Here is a 17,327-nt window from a genome sequence, read left to right as displayed (position 1 = left end):
TCTCGCGCCCGACTCGGGCGCGGCAAGAAGTCGGCCGCGATCAGGCGCGGCGCTGTTCGGGTTCTGCTTCGTCGTCCGGCAGCGCGTCGGCGCCGATGGGCGCGCTGGCACTGCGTACGGCATCGGCGAGGCTGTCGGACGTATCGTCCAGCAACTCGCCGTCCGCGGGACGGGAGCGTGAGGCGTCGGCCTGGCCAGCCTCGCCCGGCATGTCGCCGGCCGCTTCCGCTCCGTCTCCGGCAACCGCGTCGGCAGCCGGCTTGCGATCTTCCTCGTTCCACACCGCGTGCAGCGGCTCGGGCTGCTCGCCGGCCGGCGCTGCTTCGGCGCCGCCCTGTTCGCTCTGAACGCGATCCGCTTCCAGCGTATCGCGGTTCGGCATTTCCTGCGTCGGCGCGCCTTCCGTTGCGGCGTCGCCCGGCAATTCGTCCGGCCGAACGTGCGACTCGTCCGCCGCCGCCTCGCCGGCTTCCGGCACCGCGTCCGCCGCCGGCGCATCGCCGTCGAAGTCCATCGCCTGCTGCGCGAGCAGCGCGGCTTCGATGTTCGCCGCCGGCTCCTCGAGCGCCGGCAGGTCGTCGAGCGCCTTCAGGCCGAGATCGTCGAGGAACTGCTTGGTCGTCGCGTACAGCGCCGGGCGGCCCGGCACGTCGCGATGCCCGATCACCTCAATCCAGCCGCGATCCTCGAGCTGCTTGACCACCTGCGTATTGACCGTGACGCCGCGAATCTCTTCGATGTCGCCACGCGTGACGGGTTGCCGATACGCAATGATCGCGAGCGTCTCGAGCACCGCACGCGAATATTTCGGCGGCTTCTCGGGATGCAGTCGGTCCAGGTAATGGCGCATCGCCGGCTTGCTCTGGAAGCGCCATCCGGTTGCCAGCGCCACCAGTTCGACACCGCGGCCGGACCAATCCTGTTTCAGATCTTCGAGCAACGTGCGGACCGTGTCAGCCGACACGCCGTCGGCAAAGAGCTTGCGCAAATCGCCGAGCTTCAGCGGTTCCTGCGCGCAGATCAAAGCAGTCTCGAGGACGATCTTCGCCTCTTGGGTATTCATGCAGCTAGGCCAGACCCTGTGGTCAAACGAACCGGATCAACAAACAGACGAAAGGAACGGAAGACGCGCTCGCCCGATTCTGATCGGTCATATTGATGGGAGCACGAACCGGGGGCGGCGAACCAACTTCAAGCCAGGCCCAAACCGGACGGAACAGCACGGTTCAACGACGGAACCGCGTGACTGAGCGCCATCTTACGCAAAATTGCCCGGTGCGTAAAGATGAGCCGAAAGGCCCGCCGCCCGCACGCCGCACCCGCTCCGCCCCCGCTTCAACGCAGGCCTGCGCCGCGCACGAGGAACGCCCGCAAGCGCTCGACGCCTGCCTCGAGCCGCACCGGATCGCACGCGTAGCACCAGCGCACGAACCCTTCCCCCTCCGGGCCGAACGCGCGGCCGGGCGCCAGCCCGAGCCCCGCCTCGCGCACCAGCGACTTGCAGAACGCAAGACTGTCGTCCGCGCCCGGCAACCGCAGGAACAGGTACATCGCACCCGGCGGAGGCGGCACGTCGACGCCCGGCAACGTGCGCAGCGCGGCGACCAGGTGGTCACGCGCACCGCGCAGCGCCGCGACGAACGACTGCACGAACGGCTCGCCGTCACGCAGCGCGACTTCTCCCGCGGCCTGGATGAAACCCGGCGCGCACGATGTGTTGTACTCGACCAGCTTCGACAGATCGCCCATCACCGACGCCGGCGCGACCAGCCATCCGAGCCGCCAGCCCGTCATCGCCCAGGCCTTCGAGAACGAATTCACGACGATTACCCGCTCGTCGCGCGATGCGATGTCCAGGAACGACGGCGCGCCGTCCGTGCCGAACACGAGCCGCTCGTATACCTCGTCGGCGACCACCCAGATGCCGTGGCGCCGGCAATGCGCGAGCACGACCTGCTGGTCGTCGCGGGACATCACCCAGCCGGTCGGATTGTTCGGCGAGTTGACGAACAGCATCCGCGTGCCGGGCGTCAGCGCCGCGATCAGCCGGTCGACGTCGAGCCGCCAGCCCGCATCGCCATGGCGGAGCGACACACACTCGACCTGTGCACCGAGGATCTTCGGGATCTCGACGAGGTTCGGCCAGAGCGGCGTGACGGCGACGACGCGGTCGCCCGGGCCGACCAGCAATTGCGCGGCCAGCATCAGCGCGCTCACGCCCGAACTCGTCACGGCGATCGTATCGGCCGCCGTCGCACCGTGACGCGCACCGACATAGGTCGCAATCGCGTTGCGCAGCGGCACGGTGCCGAGGTTGTGCGTGTAGAAGGTCGCACCGTCGCGCAGTGCCGCGGCAGCCGCGTCGCGAATGAATTCGGGCGTCACGCGATCGGATTCGCCGAACCAGAACGGCAGCACGTCGGGTACGCCGAAGCCGGCGTTCGCCACTTCCCGGATCAGCGACGGACGCAGCGCCTGAACTGCGCTGCGCGCCGCCGGCTCGCCCGTCGCCGGGCCGACATCTGCGGAATGCGTCATCGAGAACCGCCACCGAGGAACACGATCCGCGTAGTGTACCGGCGTGCGCGCCCGATCCGCACCCTTTCAGTCGAGATCCTCCGCCCGCGCCGGCATCTGGCGCACGAGTTCCCAGATCGCCTGCGCGGCCGGCGACAGCGAGCGGTCGCGGCGGCGCACCAGCTCGACGGTGCGCTCGGTACGCGGCGTCAGCGGCCGCGCGACCAGTGTCGATCCGGCCGGCAGCGGCAGCGACAGCCACGGCTGCACGCTCACCCCGACGCCGGCCTCAACGAGCCCGAACACCGTCGCCGAATGCCCGAGCTCCTGCATGACCGTCGCATTGACCCGATGGGCGGCCAGCGCGGCGTCGATCAGCGGCCGGCTTCCGGACGCATGGTCGAGCAGCACGAGACGCTCGCCGTCGAGCGCCGTCCACGGCACCTCGGCCCGCGCCGCGAGCGGATGATCGGCGCGCGCGACCAGGCAGAACGAGTCGGTCATCAACGGTTCGCATACGAGATCGGCAACGGCGAGCGGCCCGATGACGACGCCGAAATCGACTTCGCTCGACTTCACCTTGCGCAGGACGTCGCTCTGCACGTCGTCACGCAGGCCGAGCGTGACGAACGGGAACTGGCGTTCGCACGACGCGACGACGCGCGGCATCAGCCGGCACGCAATCGTCGGGCTCGCAGCGACGATCACGCGCCCCCGCCGCTGCTCGCCGATCTCGCGAATCTCGCGCAGCGTGTCGTCGAGATCGGCGATCAGGCGGGACACGCTCGCGATCAGGTTCGTCCCGACGTCGGTCAACTGCACGTCGCGCGTCGTCCGGTCGATCAGCTTCAGTCCGAGCTCGGTCTCGAGTTCGCGCACGCAACGGCTGACCGCGGACTGCGTGAGCCCGATCTCGTCGCCCGCGCGACTGAAGCTCCGGAGCCGCGCAACCTCGATGAATACGCGAAGCTGGCGCAGCGTAACGTTCATCCCCTCTCCTCATCAATCGTCGATACCGATGCGCGATTTTAATGCGCGCCATCGTCTTCGATGTGCGAATCCGGCACCGGCAGCACATGTTTCGCTGCGGTGCAATATCGACGCAAACGCACGTAGCACGGGCGACTTGCACAAGATTGGTGATTGTCCTGATTTGCTGGCGGGTTATTTTGGCGTCTTATACGCCCCTAGCTGACTTAGCCGTCAGCCCGCTGCCAAGCGGCTCTCGCGGGAATCGCCTCAGACATGGCACACATCGTGCTTTATCTGACGTACAGGGCGCAGGTCGAGTCGGACAGAGGGCAGAAACGCCGCTGCCGGCCAACCGGAAGCCCCCACCCGGCACTCGACGCTCGAGTGCTTGAAGAGTGCGCGGCGCAGGGCAGCGCACCGGAGTTAGCTTCGCTGAGGTGAGGACATGATGCTGTTCGACGATTTGAGAGATAACGAGTGGGCGCTGGTCGAAGGTCTGTTTTGCTCGGAACCCGCACGCAGTGAACGGCGCGGCCGTCCCCGCGTGGAGGCCCGTTCGGTGGTAAACGCCGTGCTGTGGGTACTGTCGACGGGTGAAGGCTGGTCGAAGCTGCCGGGCCGCTATCCGTCGCCGCCGACCTGCCGCCGTCGCTTCGACGAATGGCAGGCAGACGGCACGCTCGCCGAAATCGTCAAGCGACTCGGCACGAGCGGCCGCCAGATCTCGCTGCGCGGGCGCATTGGGGCGAGCGCGACGAAGCCGCCAGCACCGCCGAGCCGCGACCGGCTGCGCGGCGCCTTCTGGACCAACCCGGAATCCTGGCGCGCCCCCGTGAAGATGGCGTAACGCATGCTCGATCGGGCGGCTTCGGCCGCCCGGTTTCTTTCAGTGCCACGCGCTTTTGCGCGGCGCTCGCGTCGTCGTCGATTGCGCCTGTCGTGCGGCGATACATCTATTTACGATTATTTACAGCAAGCCTGCACTCCCACGCTTACCTTAGCGAAATATCAACAGGCCGCGCCGGTGGCTTGAAGGGAGCCCCGCCATGAAACCAATGTCACTGCTCGTCGCATGCGGCATTGTCATTTCGCTGGCGCTGACCGCCCCCGCTCGCGCGGACGATCGCGCGAAGCCGCCTCACCACCAGCAGGATCATCGGAACACCCTTCGCCAGCAACCGCCCGCCGCACCGCCCAATCGGCAGACCGTGCCGCGCGGCGATTTGCGCGGCGACATCGCCAGCAACGCGCGCGCGCGCACTGGCTCGCAGCCGGCCGACCTGCCGCGTCATCCGTAGTCCGCAGGATTTCGTCAAAGAAAATTACCGGATTCGGGAACTGCCCGACATGCGACGAGTCACATTCGTTGCCATGAGCACAGCGTGGCAACAGCAAAAGTATCCGGTACGCCCGTATCCTCGCGATACGGGCTTTTTTTTGCGTCGCCGGTGGCCAGCGCGCGAGAACGGGAGTGCGCCGCTACAGGCGGCTTTCGAGAATCGCCACGGCGCTCGCTTCGCTCAATGCGTAGTCGTCCATACGGCGATCGGTCCAGGAAAGCAGTTTCTCGTCACGCTCGAGGCGCGCGCATTCGGCACGACCGTTGTCGGTCAGCACCGCGATGTCGACCGGCGCATGGAAACCCGGTGCGGGAGCAACGGTCTTCTGCCTGACCGTGTCCATCAGCCCCAGCGACCGGAGATACTCGAACACGCCCGGGCGGCGCGCCCACGGTACCTGGCGGTACTGCACTCGTCTCAATGCGTCGAGCACCGCTTCGTTGGAATACGTGGTCATCTCGATTCTTTCTTAAAGTGCAGCGACAATGCGAAGCGGCGCGCCGGGCGGGAGCTCCGCCCGCCGATACCGCCACCGATTCTGGGGCCGACGTTCGGCGTCGCGTCAGGGCCGGATCGTCAACCGTCCATAAAAAGACACCATACCCCAATCAAATTGATTCTGTTCGATTCATTTGTACTTCTCTTCATCGGTTTCATGCTCTGCCGCAAGCGGCGGCGACTCATCGCGATCGCGAGCGTCGCGCTGCTCTGGCTGCTCGCGACAGGCTGGCTCGCCGCGCCGCTCATCGCGTGGACCGAGGCGGGCGTGACGCCGGTCGAGCGCGCCGACATGCATGGCCGGACCACGCTGATCATCATCGGCGCCGGCACGCGGCGCAGCGACACCGGCCTGCGACCGCCTCCCGACGGGGAAGCACGCATCCGCGCGACCGCGGCGCTCTACCGCACGTGCCGGCAGCAGGCGACCGGCTGCACCGTGGTGATGTCGGGCGGCGACCCGCAACGTCACGGCGAAACCGAGGCGGCCGTCTACGGGCGCCTGCTGGTCGCGGCGGGTGTCGCTTCCAGCGACCTCGTCCTCGAGCCGAACAGCCGTACCACCTACGAAAATGCGAAATTCACTGCATCTATACTACGCTCACAACATGACGACACGCGCATTCTCGTCACGTCGTCCTATCAGATGCGCCGCGCATTGCTCGATTTCCGCCGCTTCGGCATCGATCCGCAACCCGTTTATGCGAACCGCCGGCGCGCGCAAACGGGCTGGCTGCCCCGCTGGCACAACCTGGAAGACGCGAATCAGGCATTGCACGAACTGATCGGCATCGCACAGTTCCACGTCTACCGATGGCTCGGCTGGTTTTGATGGCGACGCTTGCACCGGCGGCGAACGCGACGGTGCCGCCCCGGAATGGCATGCGCATGACGGAATGCACGAAGTGTTGCGCGACTTCAACGGGGCCTTGCGCTGTGCCTCGATCCGGTGCACATTGATCCGTCACTTTTGTTACACTCGACACGCACTCGATTGCAGTCGCCAGACAAAACGGCAACATTCGGGTTCATCACCACTTAGCGGAGGTAAAGCAATGAAGAAGACGTCCCTGGCTATTCTGGTCGCGATGTCGGCGCTGACTGGCGCAGCGTATGCGCAAGAGAGCACGCAAATCCAGACCATCACCGACCCGGCGAAGATCGCCGAGATCGAGCAGCGCGCACAGGCACTGCAACAGCAGCAAGCAGCCGAGGCTGCACAGCCGGCGGCGCAGGAAGAGCACCACGGCAAGAAGGCTGCTCACCACAAGGCAGCGAAGAAGGCTGGCAAGAAGGCCGCCAAGGCCGCTCCGGCAGACGCTGCCAGCCAGTAAGTTCGGCGGCACCGCACAAGCGAAAAGCCGAATCCGGGCAACCGGGTTCGGCTTTTTTGGTTGCGGCGCCTGCGCGCTGTGCTAAAGTCGCGCACCGAAATTTTCCACCCGTGCGCACCCCGGTGCGGAGGACAGCATGAGCAACATTCAACTCGACATCGAGTGGACCGAAGCAGCCACTCGCAAGATCAAGCAACTGATGCCGCGCGGCTCGGACGACGCCTTTCTCGCGCTGCCGCCGATCGAGTGCCTGCCGATGGAGGGCGACGTGCTTTTCCTCGGCCCGCAAGGCAAGCAGCAACCGTTCATCGTCGCCGAACGCCAGTATCACCACGACGGCGATGCCGACTGGACGATCATCCTGATCCTTGACGTACCCAGCGCGTCGCACTGACGCGTCGCGGCGGCCGGCAACGCGTCCGGCCGCACCGCCCTGCTCGCACGCGCTGCGACTGCACGCGAACCCCGGGCCGATCGAGCCGGTCCGCGTCCGTTTCGCGATTGAGCGGCGTGTGAGCGGAACGCTCACACACCGCCAACGCGACCTCGCCCTACCGGCGCTCGCCGGATGCGAACCGCGCCGCCCCCACTCCAATTGATTGCGAATCACCGAATCCCGCACAGGCCGGATCGGCGCCCTCGCATTGCGGCCCCACCAAAAAAAATTGCCCGCGCTTCATACGAAGCGCGGGCGAAACCGTCGCCCTACGAGGATAGGCGACGGGGCCATCGAGACCCGCGCGCGGCGCGGATCATCATCGGTTGTGCCCGCGCTCGCAGCGCCGGCATCTGGGGACGTCGAAACCGTTGGTCGGGCGTTCGCGACGCCTGCCCGGTCTCTGGCAGCACCCTCCCTGTCCTAACGATTCGAACTAATAAAGCAGTTTGCGTGCCAGGTGCATTTTCGAAAGCACATCATTGATCCATAAGGATATTTTTCGGGACCATGACGATGTAACACCCGTTCCGCCGCCGTAACGCGCGGATGTTACGTAACGTCACAAGGCGGAGCAGCCGAACGTCCCGCACACGCCGACGTCACGGCGCGCGACCATAAAAAAGCCCGCCGGGCGGCGGGCTTGTTCGACGAGCGGGATCGTCGCGATCAGCGCAGCTGATTCACGAGCAGCCCCATGATCTGCCGGGCCGGCGACGACGAATCGATCGCACCCGAATCGTCGACGACTGCCACACGCGTCTGGTCGGCCGTCAGCGCCTTCACGTTGACGCGATACTGCTTCGCCTGCTTTTCCTTCTTGCCGTGGAACAGTTGGCTCCAGAAGCCCTGCTCGGCCGCGCTCAGATCCTTCGGATCGACATAACGCACGAAATACAGACCCTTCGTGCGATCGCGATCGTCGACCGTGAAGTTCGCGCGATCGAGTGCGAGGCCGACGTGCAGCCACGACCGGTCGTACGGCTCGCCGAGCGTGACTTCGGACGGCACCGCACTCGTGTCGACGTCGTTCGCTTGCGACGACGTACGCGCGACGTTCTGCGCAGCGATCGCCGCGGCAGCCGCCTTCGATGCGTCGGTATCGGCCTTCTTGTCCTTCGGCACCGTGTTGTCGTTGATGTTCGCGACCGGCGGCTCGCCGTTCTTCGCACGCTGCTCGTTCTGCGCGAGCACCGCCATCAGCCGCTTCAGGTATTCCGTCTCGAGCGCCGGATCGTTCGGCTTCGCTTCCCACTTGCTCGAATCGTTGTTCGCGCCGGTGATCGCCTCGCGCATGCCCTTCTGGCTGACGAACACATAGGTGCCGCCGTTCGGCGCCGAATCGAGGCGCGTGCGGTACTTGTTGCGCTCGGCCGTCACGTACGAATTGCCCATCGCTTTCGAGATCACACTGCGGATCAGGCCGTCGTTGATCTGCGGATGGGTCTCGTTCCAGTCGGTTTCCATCACGCCCTTGTCGCGCTGGTCGACGACGAGCAGGAAGCCCTGCTCCTGCCAGAAGCGGCGCACTTGCGGCCAGATGTCGGCGGGCTTCTTGCCGTCGATCACGAGCCAGCTCTCGGTGCCGTCGCGCTGGATATGCATGCCGGCCACGGCGGGCGCGACGGTATCCGTCGCGGGCGCCGTGTGCTGGACCTGCTGAAGCGCGGACAGGGAAGTCGCGCCGCCCTGCGGCGGCAGCGAACGCTGATCGGCCGTCTCGTCGAGCATGTTGGGCGGCACTGCGAGCGACGCTTCCTTCGATTTCGAATCGCTCTTGTAGTCCACTTTCGTGGGCGACGACGTACCGCAACCGGCGACGAGCGCGCCAGTGGCGAGCACTGCAGCGAACCGCATGGTAAGACGAAGATCAGTCATGTTCGGGGAATCCTCTTCCGCTAAATCACGGCGCTTTCCGTGGATCAACCTTGCATTTTACCGGGGCCGCGCCGGGATGTGCAAAAAAGCGACGGGCAAGAAAAAACCCGCGTCAGCCTGAACTGACGCGGGTTCTTATCTGGTCGGGGCGAGAGGATTTGAACCTCCGACCACCTGCACCCCATGCAGGTACGCTACCAGGCTGCGCTACGCCCCGAAAGAAAAAAATTATAACAGAGAGTTGGCCGGTTTAGAACGGGTCGCATGCATTTTGTGCATGTTCCTGCCAAAATTTTTTGTGGCGCACGTGGCGTGACGGATTCGACACGAACGGCGACGCACATGACGCCCCGCCGGTCCGTCGTCCGTCCACGCGATCCGCCTGACGCTCACGCGCTGCGCGCGACACAGATCACCGTGAGCCCCGCCAACCGGTTGAACCGGAACATCGGCAACTCGGCGCGGCAGATCAGCTTGAGCAAACCATTGACTACCGGATTGTGTCGACGCAGTTGCGACGCGGGTTCGCGTGGCTGGCGACGCGCTCGCTCGCTCAGTCGCAATGCCGCCGCGAGCGGAAACGTGAAGCCGAAGTAGTAAGCGCCGCGCTCGACCTCGAGCCCCGCACGGCGCACGACGTCTTCGAGGCCGTCGAGCGTATACCTGCGCTTGTGTTCGAGAAAGTCGTCGTGCGCGCTCCAGAGGAACTGAAACGCGGGAACGGTGATCAGGAAGCGGCTGCCCTTCGGCACGCCGGCCACATATTGTGCAAGCAGCCCGACATCGTCGTCGACGTGCTCGAGCACGTCCATCAGCAACACGAGATCGGCATCGAGCCGATTGACGGCGCGGCGAAAATGGACGGGCTTGCCTGCCGCCTCGCCGTCGGTATCGTCGGCGTAGCTCGTGTCGACACACCACGCTTCCGTCGCCTGCGTGCGCTCGAGCAAATGTTTCGAAAAGAAACCCGAGCCCGCGCCGACATCGAGTATCCGGTTCGCATCCGCCGCGCCCAGGAACCGGCGAATCGCGCTCGCCTTCGACGCGTAGTACCAGTGATCGCCGACGTCCGCTCCCAATACGTCGAGTTCCTTCAGATCCATGACGCCTCCCCCGTGTCGGCCACCATGCTTCGATCATCAAGCTACTGACGCCGATCTTACCGCGCCGCAGCCGTCGCACGCATCGCAAGTTGCGCGAATTGCACCGCGCCCGCATCGCCTCCTAGTCGAAAAGGACGATGGCCGTTTCGCCGCGGATCGCTACCGTGCGCTTACCCGGCGCGAGATCGACGCGCCCGGCGCATCGTCCGACTGCAGGCCGATCGAGATCGCAGATCTGCGCGTTGCCGCGCGGCGCGCCGGGCCGGCAGCGACTTCGATCGCAACGGCGGTCGCAACTTCCCGTGACAGTCTCCGACAAAGGTCAGTGAATGCATCAGAAAAACGAAATTTCCCGACGACACTTTCTCCGGCTGGGCGCCGGCACGTTCGGCATCGCGCTGGGAAGCGCGTCGTTTCTGTCCGCGTGCGGCGGCGATTCGATCGCGATCGCCCCCGTCACGACGCCCAGGCTCGCCTCGGTAGCGAATTTTCGCGATACCGCAGGACCGGACGGAACGGGCTATGCCACCCCGAGCGGCGCAGCGATGAAAAAAGGCGTGATCTACCGGTCGTCCGCGCTCACGTTGTCCGCGGCCGACGTCGCAACGGTCGATACGCTCGGCATCACGCAAGTGTGCGACCTGCGCACGACCTCCGAGATCCAAGCGCAGCCGGATGTACCGTTGGCGGGCGCCATTTGGCAGAACCTCAACGTGCTCGGCGCCGCCAATCTCGGCCCGCTGCCGACCAGCGGCGCGACGGCCACGGCCTTCATGATGAGCATGTATCGGGCGTTCGTGACGTCGGAAACCGCACGCACGAGCTACCACGCGTTGTTTGCCGGCTTCGCCTCGTCCGGCGGCAATCTGGTCCTCCACTGCACGGCCGGCAAGGATCGCACCGGCTGGGCGACGGCCATCCTGCACACGATCCTCGGTGTCCGCCCGCAGACGATTCTCGCCGACTATCTGCTGACCAACGTCTACAGCGCGTCGGAAATCGCCGCCTATGTCGCGCAGGCGCAAAAGCGCGGCGGGCAGGATGCGGCCGACATGATGGCCGCGCTGCAAAGCGCGCAAGCCGCCTATCTGCAGGCGGCGTTCGATCAGGTCGTCGCGTCGTATGGCTCGATGACGTCATACATCGAGAACGGCCTGCAGCTCGACGCGTCGACGCAGAATGCGATCCGGCAGCGCATGCTGGTCTGACCGACCATGCAGGCGGCGCTGGCGACAGCGCGGCTGTCATCGCGCTGCCGCCGCGCCCGGACCGGACACGGCCTTCATCCGGCACGAAACCCGGCGTCAACCCACGCCGCCGGGTTTGCCGATCCGGCGCAATGCGCGCCGCCCCTCGACCGCAAAACCAAACGACCGTTTGATATTGCCGCCCCGACGCCGCGAATCCTTTGCCCCGTCGTGCGCCGACCGGTGTTGCCCGCACGCCCGCTGTTTGGTAACGCCGCTCTAGCGCGCTATGCCACACTGCACGGCATCGACGACTGCGCCGCGCATCGATCGCGCGCCCTCGCCGGTCACGACAAGACATGGAGACAGACGATGCGGAATTCGGTCCGGCGCGGCCATCGCACGCCCTTGGCAAGTTTCGACTGGATGGCCGGCCTGCGACGCGCGGTCGCCCCGGTTTCACACGGCACCGCTCGCGCATTCGGCTGCGGTGCGCTTGCGCTCGCGCTGCTCTGCACCGGCTGCGCGGAACCGGCCGCGCAGCGCGACGGCAACGCGTCGGTCGCATCGACGAAGATCGAGCGCGCCAAAGCCGAACGCCTCGCTCACGAACAGCAGATCGCCCGCACGGTGCCGTCGCTCGCGTCGATCAACCTCACGCAGCCGCGCCCGTTCACGCTGCGCGACTCGGGCCAGAACGGCGCGATGACGTTCCTGCGCGACGTCGATTTCCGCATCGTCAACAACCTCGGCTTCTTCATCCATCAACTGTCCGCGACGCTCGTGCCGACGCAGGCCGGCGCCCCCATCGTGTTCGACGACCCGACGAGCTTCGAGATCGACGTACACGAAGGCGCGGTCACGCTCGACAACGCAAAGCTGACCGCGCTCTTCGACACTTACATCTTCGGTTACCGCAACGCGCCGCTGCGCAAGCTTGCCGTATCGGCCGGCGACGGCGTGATCCATCTTCAAGGCGAGATGCAGCGCGACGGCTGGGTGCCGTTCTCGCTGACCGGCACGCTCGCGATCCGCGACGGCAGCCAGCTCGTATTCCACCCGACCGGCGTGCGCGTGTCGGGCATCAACGCGCAGCCGGTCATGCGCGCGGCCAACGTGAAGATGGCCGATCTGCTGAAGGTGGAAACACCGATCGCGCGGCTCGCCGGCGACGACCTCGTGATGTCGGTCGACAAGCTGATGCCGCCGCCACGGCTGAAGATCCGGATCACCGCGCTGCGCGTTACACCGGCCGGCCTCGACCTGACGCTCGACGACGGCTCGCACGCCGGCTTCGCGCTCCCCGCGAACGCGCCGCAACAGGCGATGTACATCCGCGGCGGCGACGTGAAATTCATGCGCTCGATGCCGATGAACGCCGACATCCTGATCGGCCCGGTCGATCCGACGAAGCGCGACCAGCACTTCGTGTTCGACCTGTACCACTATCGCGACCAGGTTTCGGCCGGCTATTTCAATTTCGACGAAAGCGGCGCGATGGCGATCCGGATGCCGTCGTACGCGGGCCCCGCGAGCGGCGCCGCGCTCGGCAATGCAGCCGCTCGCCTGAACGACAGCTTCCTCGCCGCGCAGCAGAACGCGTTGCGCGACTCGCGCCAGCACTGGGAAGCGTTTGCACTCGCGGCCAGCGCACCGCAACCCGGCATGCAGAAAGTCGCGATGCGGCGCTCGTCGACCGCTCCGTTCAACGAACGGCACGTGTCGAACCGCAACCCGACGATCCACCTGCACAACGTCGACTTCAACCTGTCCGGCGACATCGGCTTCCATGTCGAGGATCTCGACGTGCAGCTGATCGCGAAACGCCCGGGCGAACCGGTCGATCTCGACGATCCGAACCAGTACGACATCCGCATTCTCGGCGGAACGGTCGTCGAATCGTGGAAGGCGATGTCGGCGCTCTTCAACAACTACCTGCTCGACTACTCGCCGCGCTCGCTGAACGACCTGCAGTTGAGCGCAGATGGCCAGGACCTGCGCGTCCAGGGCGGCATCAAGCTCTGGAATCACGTGCCCGGCGTGTGGCTGCCGACCGACATGAAGGGCACGCTGTCAGTGCTCGACGGCCGGCACCTCGCGTTCAAGCCGGCGCAGGTATCGGTGCTCGGCATCCCGCAGGCGAAGCTGCTGCGCTCGCTCGGCATCGAGCTCGCGTCGCTGACGCCGCTGCAGCGCCGCGGCGCGGAGCTGCGCGGCGACACGCTCGTGCTCGACCAGTACACCGTGTTTCCGCCGCCGGTGCTGAACGGCAAACTCGGCCAGGCGACGGTCGAACGCGACGGGCTGCGCCTCACGTTCCGGCGTGCCGCCGACGCGCCCGCGACGAAGCGGCCGCAGATCGACGCGCCGAGCTACATGTGGATGGAAGGCGGCGACATGAAGATGTTCAACGTGCTCGAACTGAACGTGCGCGCGCTGATCCGGAACTCGGCCGAGGCCGGCCCGATGCGTTTCGACCTGTACGGCTACCGCAGCCAGGTCGCGCAGGGCTCGGTGCGGATGCTGCCGGACGGCACGCTGGTCGTCGACATGGGCAAGCCGAACCCGCTCGCATCGCGCTGACCCGCCGAGCACGAGCCCGCGTGCATGAAAAAACCCGGCGGCGCATCGCCGACCGGGTTTCCTGTTGATTCGAGCGTTGCGCTCAGTCGTGTTTGAGTCCGTCGATCACATCGAGGAGCGCCTGCCGCAACGCGATCACGTCGACCGTTGCACCCGGCTTGCCCGATACTCGCACGTCGCCGGCCGGCACATCGGGCTCGGCCGGCGCCGCGGCAGCGCGCTCGCCGCCCGGCGAATCGAGCCGGTTGCGCGCCCCGTTGATCGTGAATCCCTGTTCGTACAGCAACTCGCGAATCCGCCGGATCAGCAGCACTTCGTGGTGCTGATAGTATCGGCGATTGCCACGCCGCTTCACCGGCCGCAACTGCGTGAATTCCTGTTCCCAATAACGCAGCACGTGCGGCTTGACCCCGCACAGTTCGCTGACTTCACCGATCGTGAAATAGCGCTTCGCGGGAATCGGAGGCAAGACGACTTTCTCAACCGTAGTGGTCATCGTCGGTTAACCGTCGGTAAAGAATGCGCGGCGGCCGCGCGGAGACTTCGGCGCGCGGGCGTTACTCCGCGCCGTTTTCGACCAGCGCCTTCAGCTTCTGGCTCGCGTGGAAGGTTACCACCCGGCGGGCCGCGATCGGAATCGCCTCGCCCGTCTTCGGGTTGCGGCCCGGACGCTGCGGCTTGTCGCGCAGCTGGAAGTTGCCGAACCCCGACAGCTTGACGCTTTCGCCGTTTTCGAGCGCGTCGCGGATCACTTCGAAAAACGCCTCGACCATGTCCTTCGCTTCACGCTTGTTCAGCCCGACGCTGTCGAACAGCAGCTCCGCCAGCTCCGCTTTCGTCAGCGTCGGCGTCTCGGTGGACGCCGGCGCCGAAGCGTCGCGGTTCATGGCGCTGCGTTGCGCCGTCAGGAGGGCTTCGAATTCACTCGAGGTCATGTCGTTCATATCTGCCATACAGCGCGTTAAACCAAAACTCACGATGGGGAAGCGCCACCCGCGAACGGGCGGCTCCTCTCCTTAGCCGCGCAGGCGGGCACCCGCACGAGCCATCCGCTCGACCAGCGTCTGGATCGCCTGATCGACGACCTCGTCCTGTAGCGTGCCAGCCGCATCCTGCAGCGTCACGCGGAAGGCAAGGCTCTTCTCGTGCGCGGCAAGACCACCGGAAGTATTTGATTTTGCACGAAATTCGTCGAAGAGTACAACCTTCTGAACGAATCGGCAGGCGTCTTCGGCCAGCGCCTTCTTCATTTCATCGAAAAGTGCCTGAACCTCGACCGCCTGATCGACGACAACGGCGATATCGCGCCGTACCGGCGGGAATTTCGACACGTCGGTCGGCGCCGGCAGTGCACGCGCGATCAGCGCATCCGCGTCGATTTCGAACATCACCGGCGCGTGCGGCAGCTCGTACTTCTGCATCAGGCGCGGATGCAGCTCGCCGATCCAGCCGACCGCGCGGCCATCCACTTCGATGCGTGCGCTGCGGCCCGGATGGAGGGCCGGATGCTCGGCCTTCACGAAGCGCGCGGCGGCCGGCGCGAGCAGTGCCTCGAGGTCACCCTTCACGTCGAAGAAATCGACCGCGCGGGTCGCGACGCCCCACTGCTCGTCGACTGCCGGGCCGTACGCGAGCGCGCCGACACGCTTCGGTTGCGTGTAGCCTTCGACGGTCAACTCGCCGGCCTTCACCGACGAATCCGCGAGGAACACGCGCCCCGTCTCGAACACGCGCACGCGATCCGCGCGACGGTTCAGGTTGTGGCGCAGCACGGAGATCAGGCTGCCGAACAGCGTCGTGCGCATCACCGACAGCTGGCTCGCGATCGGGTTCAGCAGGCGGATCGGATTGTCGTTGCCGGCGAAGTCGTGCTCCCACTCCGCATCGACGAAGCTGAAGTTGACCGTTTCCGCATAGTCGCGCGCCGCGAGCGCATGACGGATGTCGTGGATCGAGCGCCGCGTCTCGTTGGTCGCGCGCATCTCGCTCGTCGCGACCGGCGGACGCGCGGGAATCTTCTCGAAGCCGTAAATGCGCGCCACTTCCTCGATCAGATCTTCCTCGATCTCGATGTCGAAGCGGTGCGACGGCGGCGTGACCAGGAACGCGTCGTCGTCACGCTCGAACGGCAGGCGCAGGCGCGTGAAGATGTTCGCGATCTCGTCGGCGTCGATCTTCACGCCGATGATGCGGTTCGCGCGCGATACGCGCATCTTCACCGGCGCACGCTGCGGCAGGTTCACTGCCTGGTCGTCGACCGGGCCGGCCTTGCCGCCGCAGATCTCGAGAATCAGCTGCGTGATGCGCTCGACGTGTTCGACGGTCGTCGCGTAGTCGACGCCGCGCTCGAACCGATGGGCCGCATCGGTCGAGAAGTTGTACTTGCGCGCGCGGCCACGGATGCTGTCCGGCCACCAGAACGCGGCTTCCAGGTAGATGTTGGTCGTATCGAGCGTGACGGCCGTGCTGTCTCCGCCCATGATGCCCGCGAGGCTTTCGACCTGACGGTCGTCCGCAATCACGCCGACCGTTTCGTCGAGCTCGACCGTGTTGCCGTTCAGCAGCTTCAGCGACTCGCCGCGCTTGCCCCAGCGCACTTCGATGCCGCCGTGGATCTTGTCCAGATCGAACACGTGCGACGGACGGCCGAGCTCGAACATCACGTAGTTCGAGATGTCGACGAGCGCCGACACGCTGCGCTGGCCCGAACGCTCGAGGCGCTCGACCATCCATTGCGGCGTCTTCGCATGCGCGTTCACGCCGCGGATCACGCGACCCGAGAAGCGGCCGCACAGATCGGGCGCAGCGATGCGCACGGGCAGCGTTTCGTCGAGCTCGACGCGCACCGGACGGATATCGACCGGCGTCAGCGGCGCGCCGGTGATCGCGGCCGTCTCGCGCGCGATGCCGAACACCGACAGGCAATCGGCCTTGTTCGGCGTCAGCTTGATTTCGAAGATCGTGTCGTCGAGATTGAGCGTATCGCGGATGTCCTGGCCGACCGGCGTGTCTTCCGGCAGGATCAGCAGGCCGCTGTGGTCCTCGGACAGCTTCAGCTCGCGCGCCGAGCACAGCATCCCCTGGCTCTCCACGCCGCGCAGCTTCGACAGCTTGATCGCGAACGGCTTGCCGCCCTCTTCTGCCGGCGGCAGTTCCGCGCCGACCAGCGCGACCGGCACCTTGATGCCGGGCGCCACGTTCGGTGCGCCGCACACGATATTCAGCGTCGCGCCGGTGCCGGCGTCGACCTGGCAGACATTGAGCTTGTCCGCATCCGGATGCTTGACGACTTCGAGCACGCGGCCGACGATGATCTTCGATGTCGGCGGCGCAGCCTTGCTCAGCGATTCGACTTCGAGCCCCGCCATCGTCAGCGCGTGCGACAGTTCGTCGGTCGTCAGCTGCGGGTCGACAAAGGTTCTCAACCAGGATTCAGGGAATTGCATGGATGTCTACGTTCGAAACAGGTTAGATCGGCG

15 protein-coding genes, 1 tRNA gene and 1 pseudogene are annotated in these 17,327 nt (G+C 65.9%); 7 read left to right on the top strand and 10 right to left on the bottom strand.

From position 1 onward, the window contains the following. Positions 1 to 40 precede the first annotated feature (40 nt). The 3 genes from scpB to DID99_RS25535 all read right to left on the bottom strand — a co-directional run bounded on the left by scpB (position 41) and on the right by DID99_RS25535 (position 3,507). Positions 41 to 1,063, bottom strand: a complete 1,023-nt coding sequence (gene scpB, locus DID99_RS25545; protein ID WP_124488900.1) for an SMC-Scp complex subunit ScpB — start codon at positions 1,061 to 1,063, stop codon at positions 41 to 43. Between the two features lie 272 nt (positions 1,064 to 1,335). Continuing rightward, positions 1,336 to 2,538 carry a pyridoxal phosphate-dependent aminotransferase gene (locus tag DID99_RS25540; protein WP_124667729.1) on the bottom strand — a complete coding sequence of 401 codons (1,203 nt, stop codon included), beginning with the start codon at positions 2,536 to 2,538 and terminating at the stop codon, positions 1,336 to 1,338. Between the two features lie 66 nt (positions 2,539 to 2,604). Beyond that, a complete protein-coding gene (locus DID99_RS25535) occupies positions 2,605 to 3,507 on the bottom strand; it encodes a LysR family transcriptional regulator (protein ID WP_124488898.1) in 903 nt (300 codons plus the stop codon). A gap of 430 nt (positions 3,508 to 3,937) precedes the next feature. Here DID99_RS25535 and DID99_RS25530 point away from each other — a divergent pair. Both DID99_RS25530 and DID99_RS25525 read left to right on the top strand, forming a co-directional pair. Next, positions 3,938 to 4,333, top strand: a pseudogene (locus tag DID99_RS25530) (transposase); the annotation flags it as partial. Positions 4,334 to 4,535: 202 nt separating this feature from the next. Then, positions 4,536 to 4,787, top strand: a complete 252-nt coding sequence (locus tag DID99_RS25525; protein WP_124667728.1) for a hypothetical protein — start codon at positions 4,536 to 4,538, stop codon at positions 4,785 to 4,787. A gap of 181 nt (positions 4,788 to 4,968) precedes the next feature. On the opposite strand, the gene DID99_RS25520 is transcribed toward DID99_RS25525, so the two are convergent. Further along, complete coding sequence (locus DID99_RS25520; RefSeq protein ID WP_044846039.1) at positions 4,969 to 5,286, bottom strand: hypothetical protein; 318 nt, start codon at positions 5,284 to 5,286, stop codon at positions 4,969 to 4,971. Between the two features lie 198 nt (positions 5,287 to 5,484). Here DID99_RS25520 and DID99_RS25515 point away from each other — a divergent pair, with 198 nt between their 5' ends. From DID99_RS25515 to DID99_RS25505, 3 genes are all read left to right on the top strand, one after another. Further along, on the top strand, positions 5,485 to 6,159 hold the full coding sequence (locus DID99_RS25515) for a YdcF family protein (RefSeq protein ID WP_185733817.1): 675 nt from the start codon (positions 5,485 to 5,487) through the stop codon (positions 6,157 to 6,159). Between the two features lie 223 nt (positions 6,160 to 6,382). Beyond that, positions 6,383 to 6,661, top strand: coding sequence for a hypothetical protein (locus DID99_RS25510; RefSeq protein WP_059608570.1), 279 nt, complete (start codon positions 6,383 to 6,385; stop codon positions 6,659 to 6,661). Between the two features lie 136 nt (positions 6,662 to 6,797). Next, entirely contained in the window at positions 6,798 to 7,055 is a 258-nt protein-coding gene (locus tag DID99_RS25505; RefSeq protein ID WP_006486090.1) for a hypothetical protein, read from the top strand. A gap of 711 nt (positions 7,056 to 7,766) precedes the next feature. Here DID99_RS25505 and bamC read toward each other — a convergent pair. The 3 genes from bamC to DID99_RS25490 form a co-directional block, all read right to left on the bottom strand. Next, positions 7,767 to 8,975 (bottom strand): outer membrane protein assembly factor BamC, encoded by a 1,209-nt coding sequence (bamC, locus tag DID99_RS25500; RefSeq protein WP_044846042.1) that lies wholly within the window; start codon positions 8,973 to 8,975, stop codon positions 7,767 to 7,769. Between the two features lie 140 nt (positions 8,976 to 9,115). Next, a tRNA-Pro gene (locus tag DID99_RS25495) sits at positions 9,116 to 9,192 on the bottom strand. Between the two features lie 172 nt (positions 9,193 to 9,364). Further along, positions 9,365 to 10,078 carry a methyltransferase domain-containing protein gene (locus DID99_RS25490; RefSeq protein ID WP_124488894.1) on the bottom strand — a complete coding sequence of 238 codons (714 nt, stop codon included), beginning with the start codon at positions 10,076 to 10,078 and terminating at the stop codon, positions 9,365 to 9,367. 347 nt (positions 10,079 to 10,425) lie between these two features. Between DID99_RS25490 and DID99_RS25485 the strand changes: the two genes are divergently transcribed. Next, a complete protein-coding gene (locus DID99_RS25485) occupies positions 10,426 to 11,286 on the top strand; it encodes a tyrosine-protein phosphatase (protein WP_311767499.1) in 861 nt (286 codons plus the stop codon). A gap of 351 nt (positions 11,287 to 11,637) precedes the next feature. Beyond that, a complete protein-coding gene (locus tag DID99_RS25480) occupies positions 11,638 to 13,848 on the top strand; it encodes a hypothetical protein (RefSeq protein ID WP_124667725.1) in 2,211 nt (736 codons plus the stop codon). 82 nt (positions 13,849 to 13,930) lie between these two features. On the opposite strand, the gene DID99_RS25475 is transcribed toward DID99_RS25480, so the two are convergent. From DID99_RS25475 to pheT, 3 genes are all read right to left on the bottom strand, one after another. Further along, complete coding sequence (locus DID99_RS25475) at positions 13,931 to 14,344, bottom strand: MerR family transcriptional regulator (RefSeq protein ID WP_124488891.1); 414 nt, start codon at positions 14,342 to 14,344, stop codon at positions 13,931 to 13,933. Between the two features lie 61 nt (positions 14,345 to 14,405). Then, entirely contained in the window at positions 14,406 to 14,792 is a 387-nt protein-coding gene (locus DID99_RS25470) for an integration host factor subunit alpha (RefSeq protein WP_006486093.1), read from the bottom strand. A gap of 72 nt (positions 14,793 to 14,864) precedes the next feature. Next, positions 14,865 to 17,294 carry a phenylalanine--tRNA ligase subunit beta gene (pheT, locus tag DID99_RS25465; RefSeq protein WP_124667724.1) on the bottom strand — a complete coding sequence of 810 codons (2,430 nt, stop codon included), beginning with the start codon at positions 17,292 to 17,294 and terminating at the stop codon, positions 14,865 to 14,867. Between the last annotated feature and the right edge of the window lie 33 nt (positions 17,295 to 17,327).

The organism is Burkholderia sp. Bp8986, assembly GCF_003854225.1.
Lineage (GTDB): Bacteria > Pseudomonadota > Gammaproteobacteria > Burkholderiales > Burkholderiaceae > Burkholderia.
The sequence above is the reverse complement of the archived record's forward strand: the minus strand, read 5'-3'. Positions and strand labels throughout refer to the sequence as shown.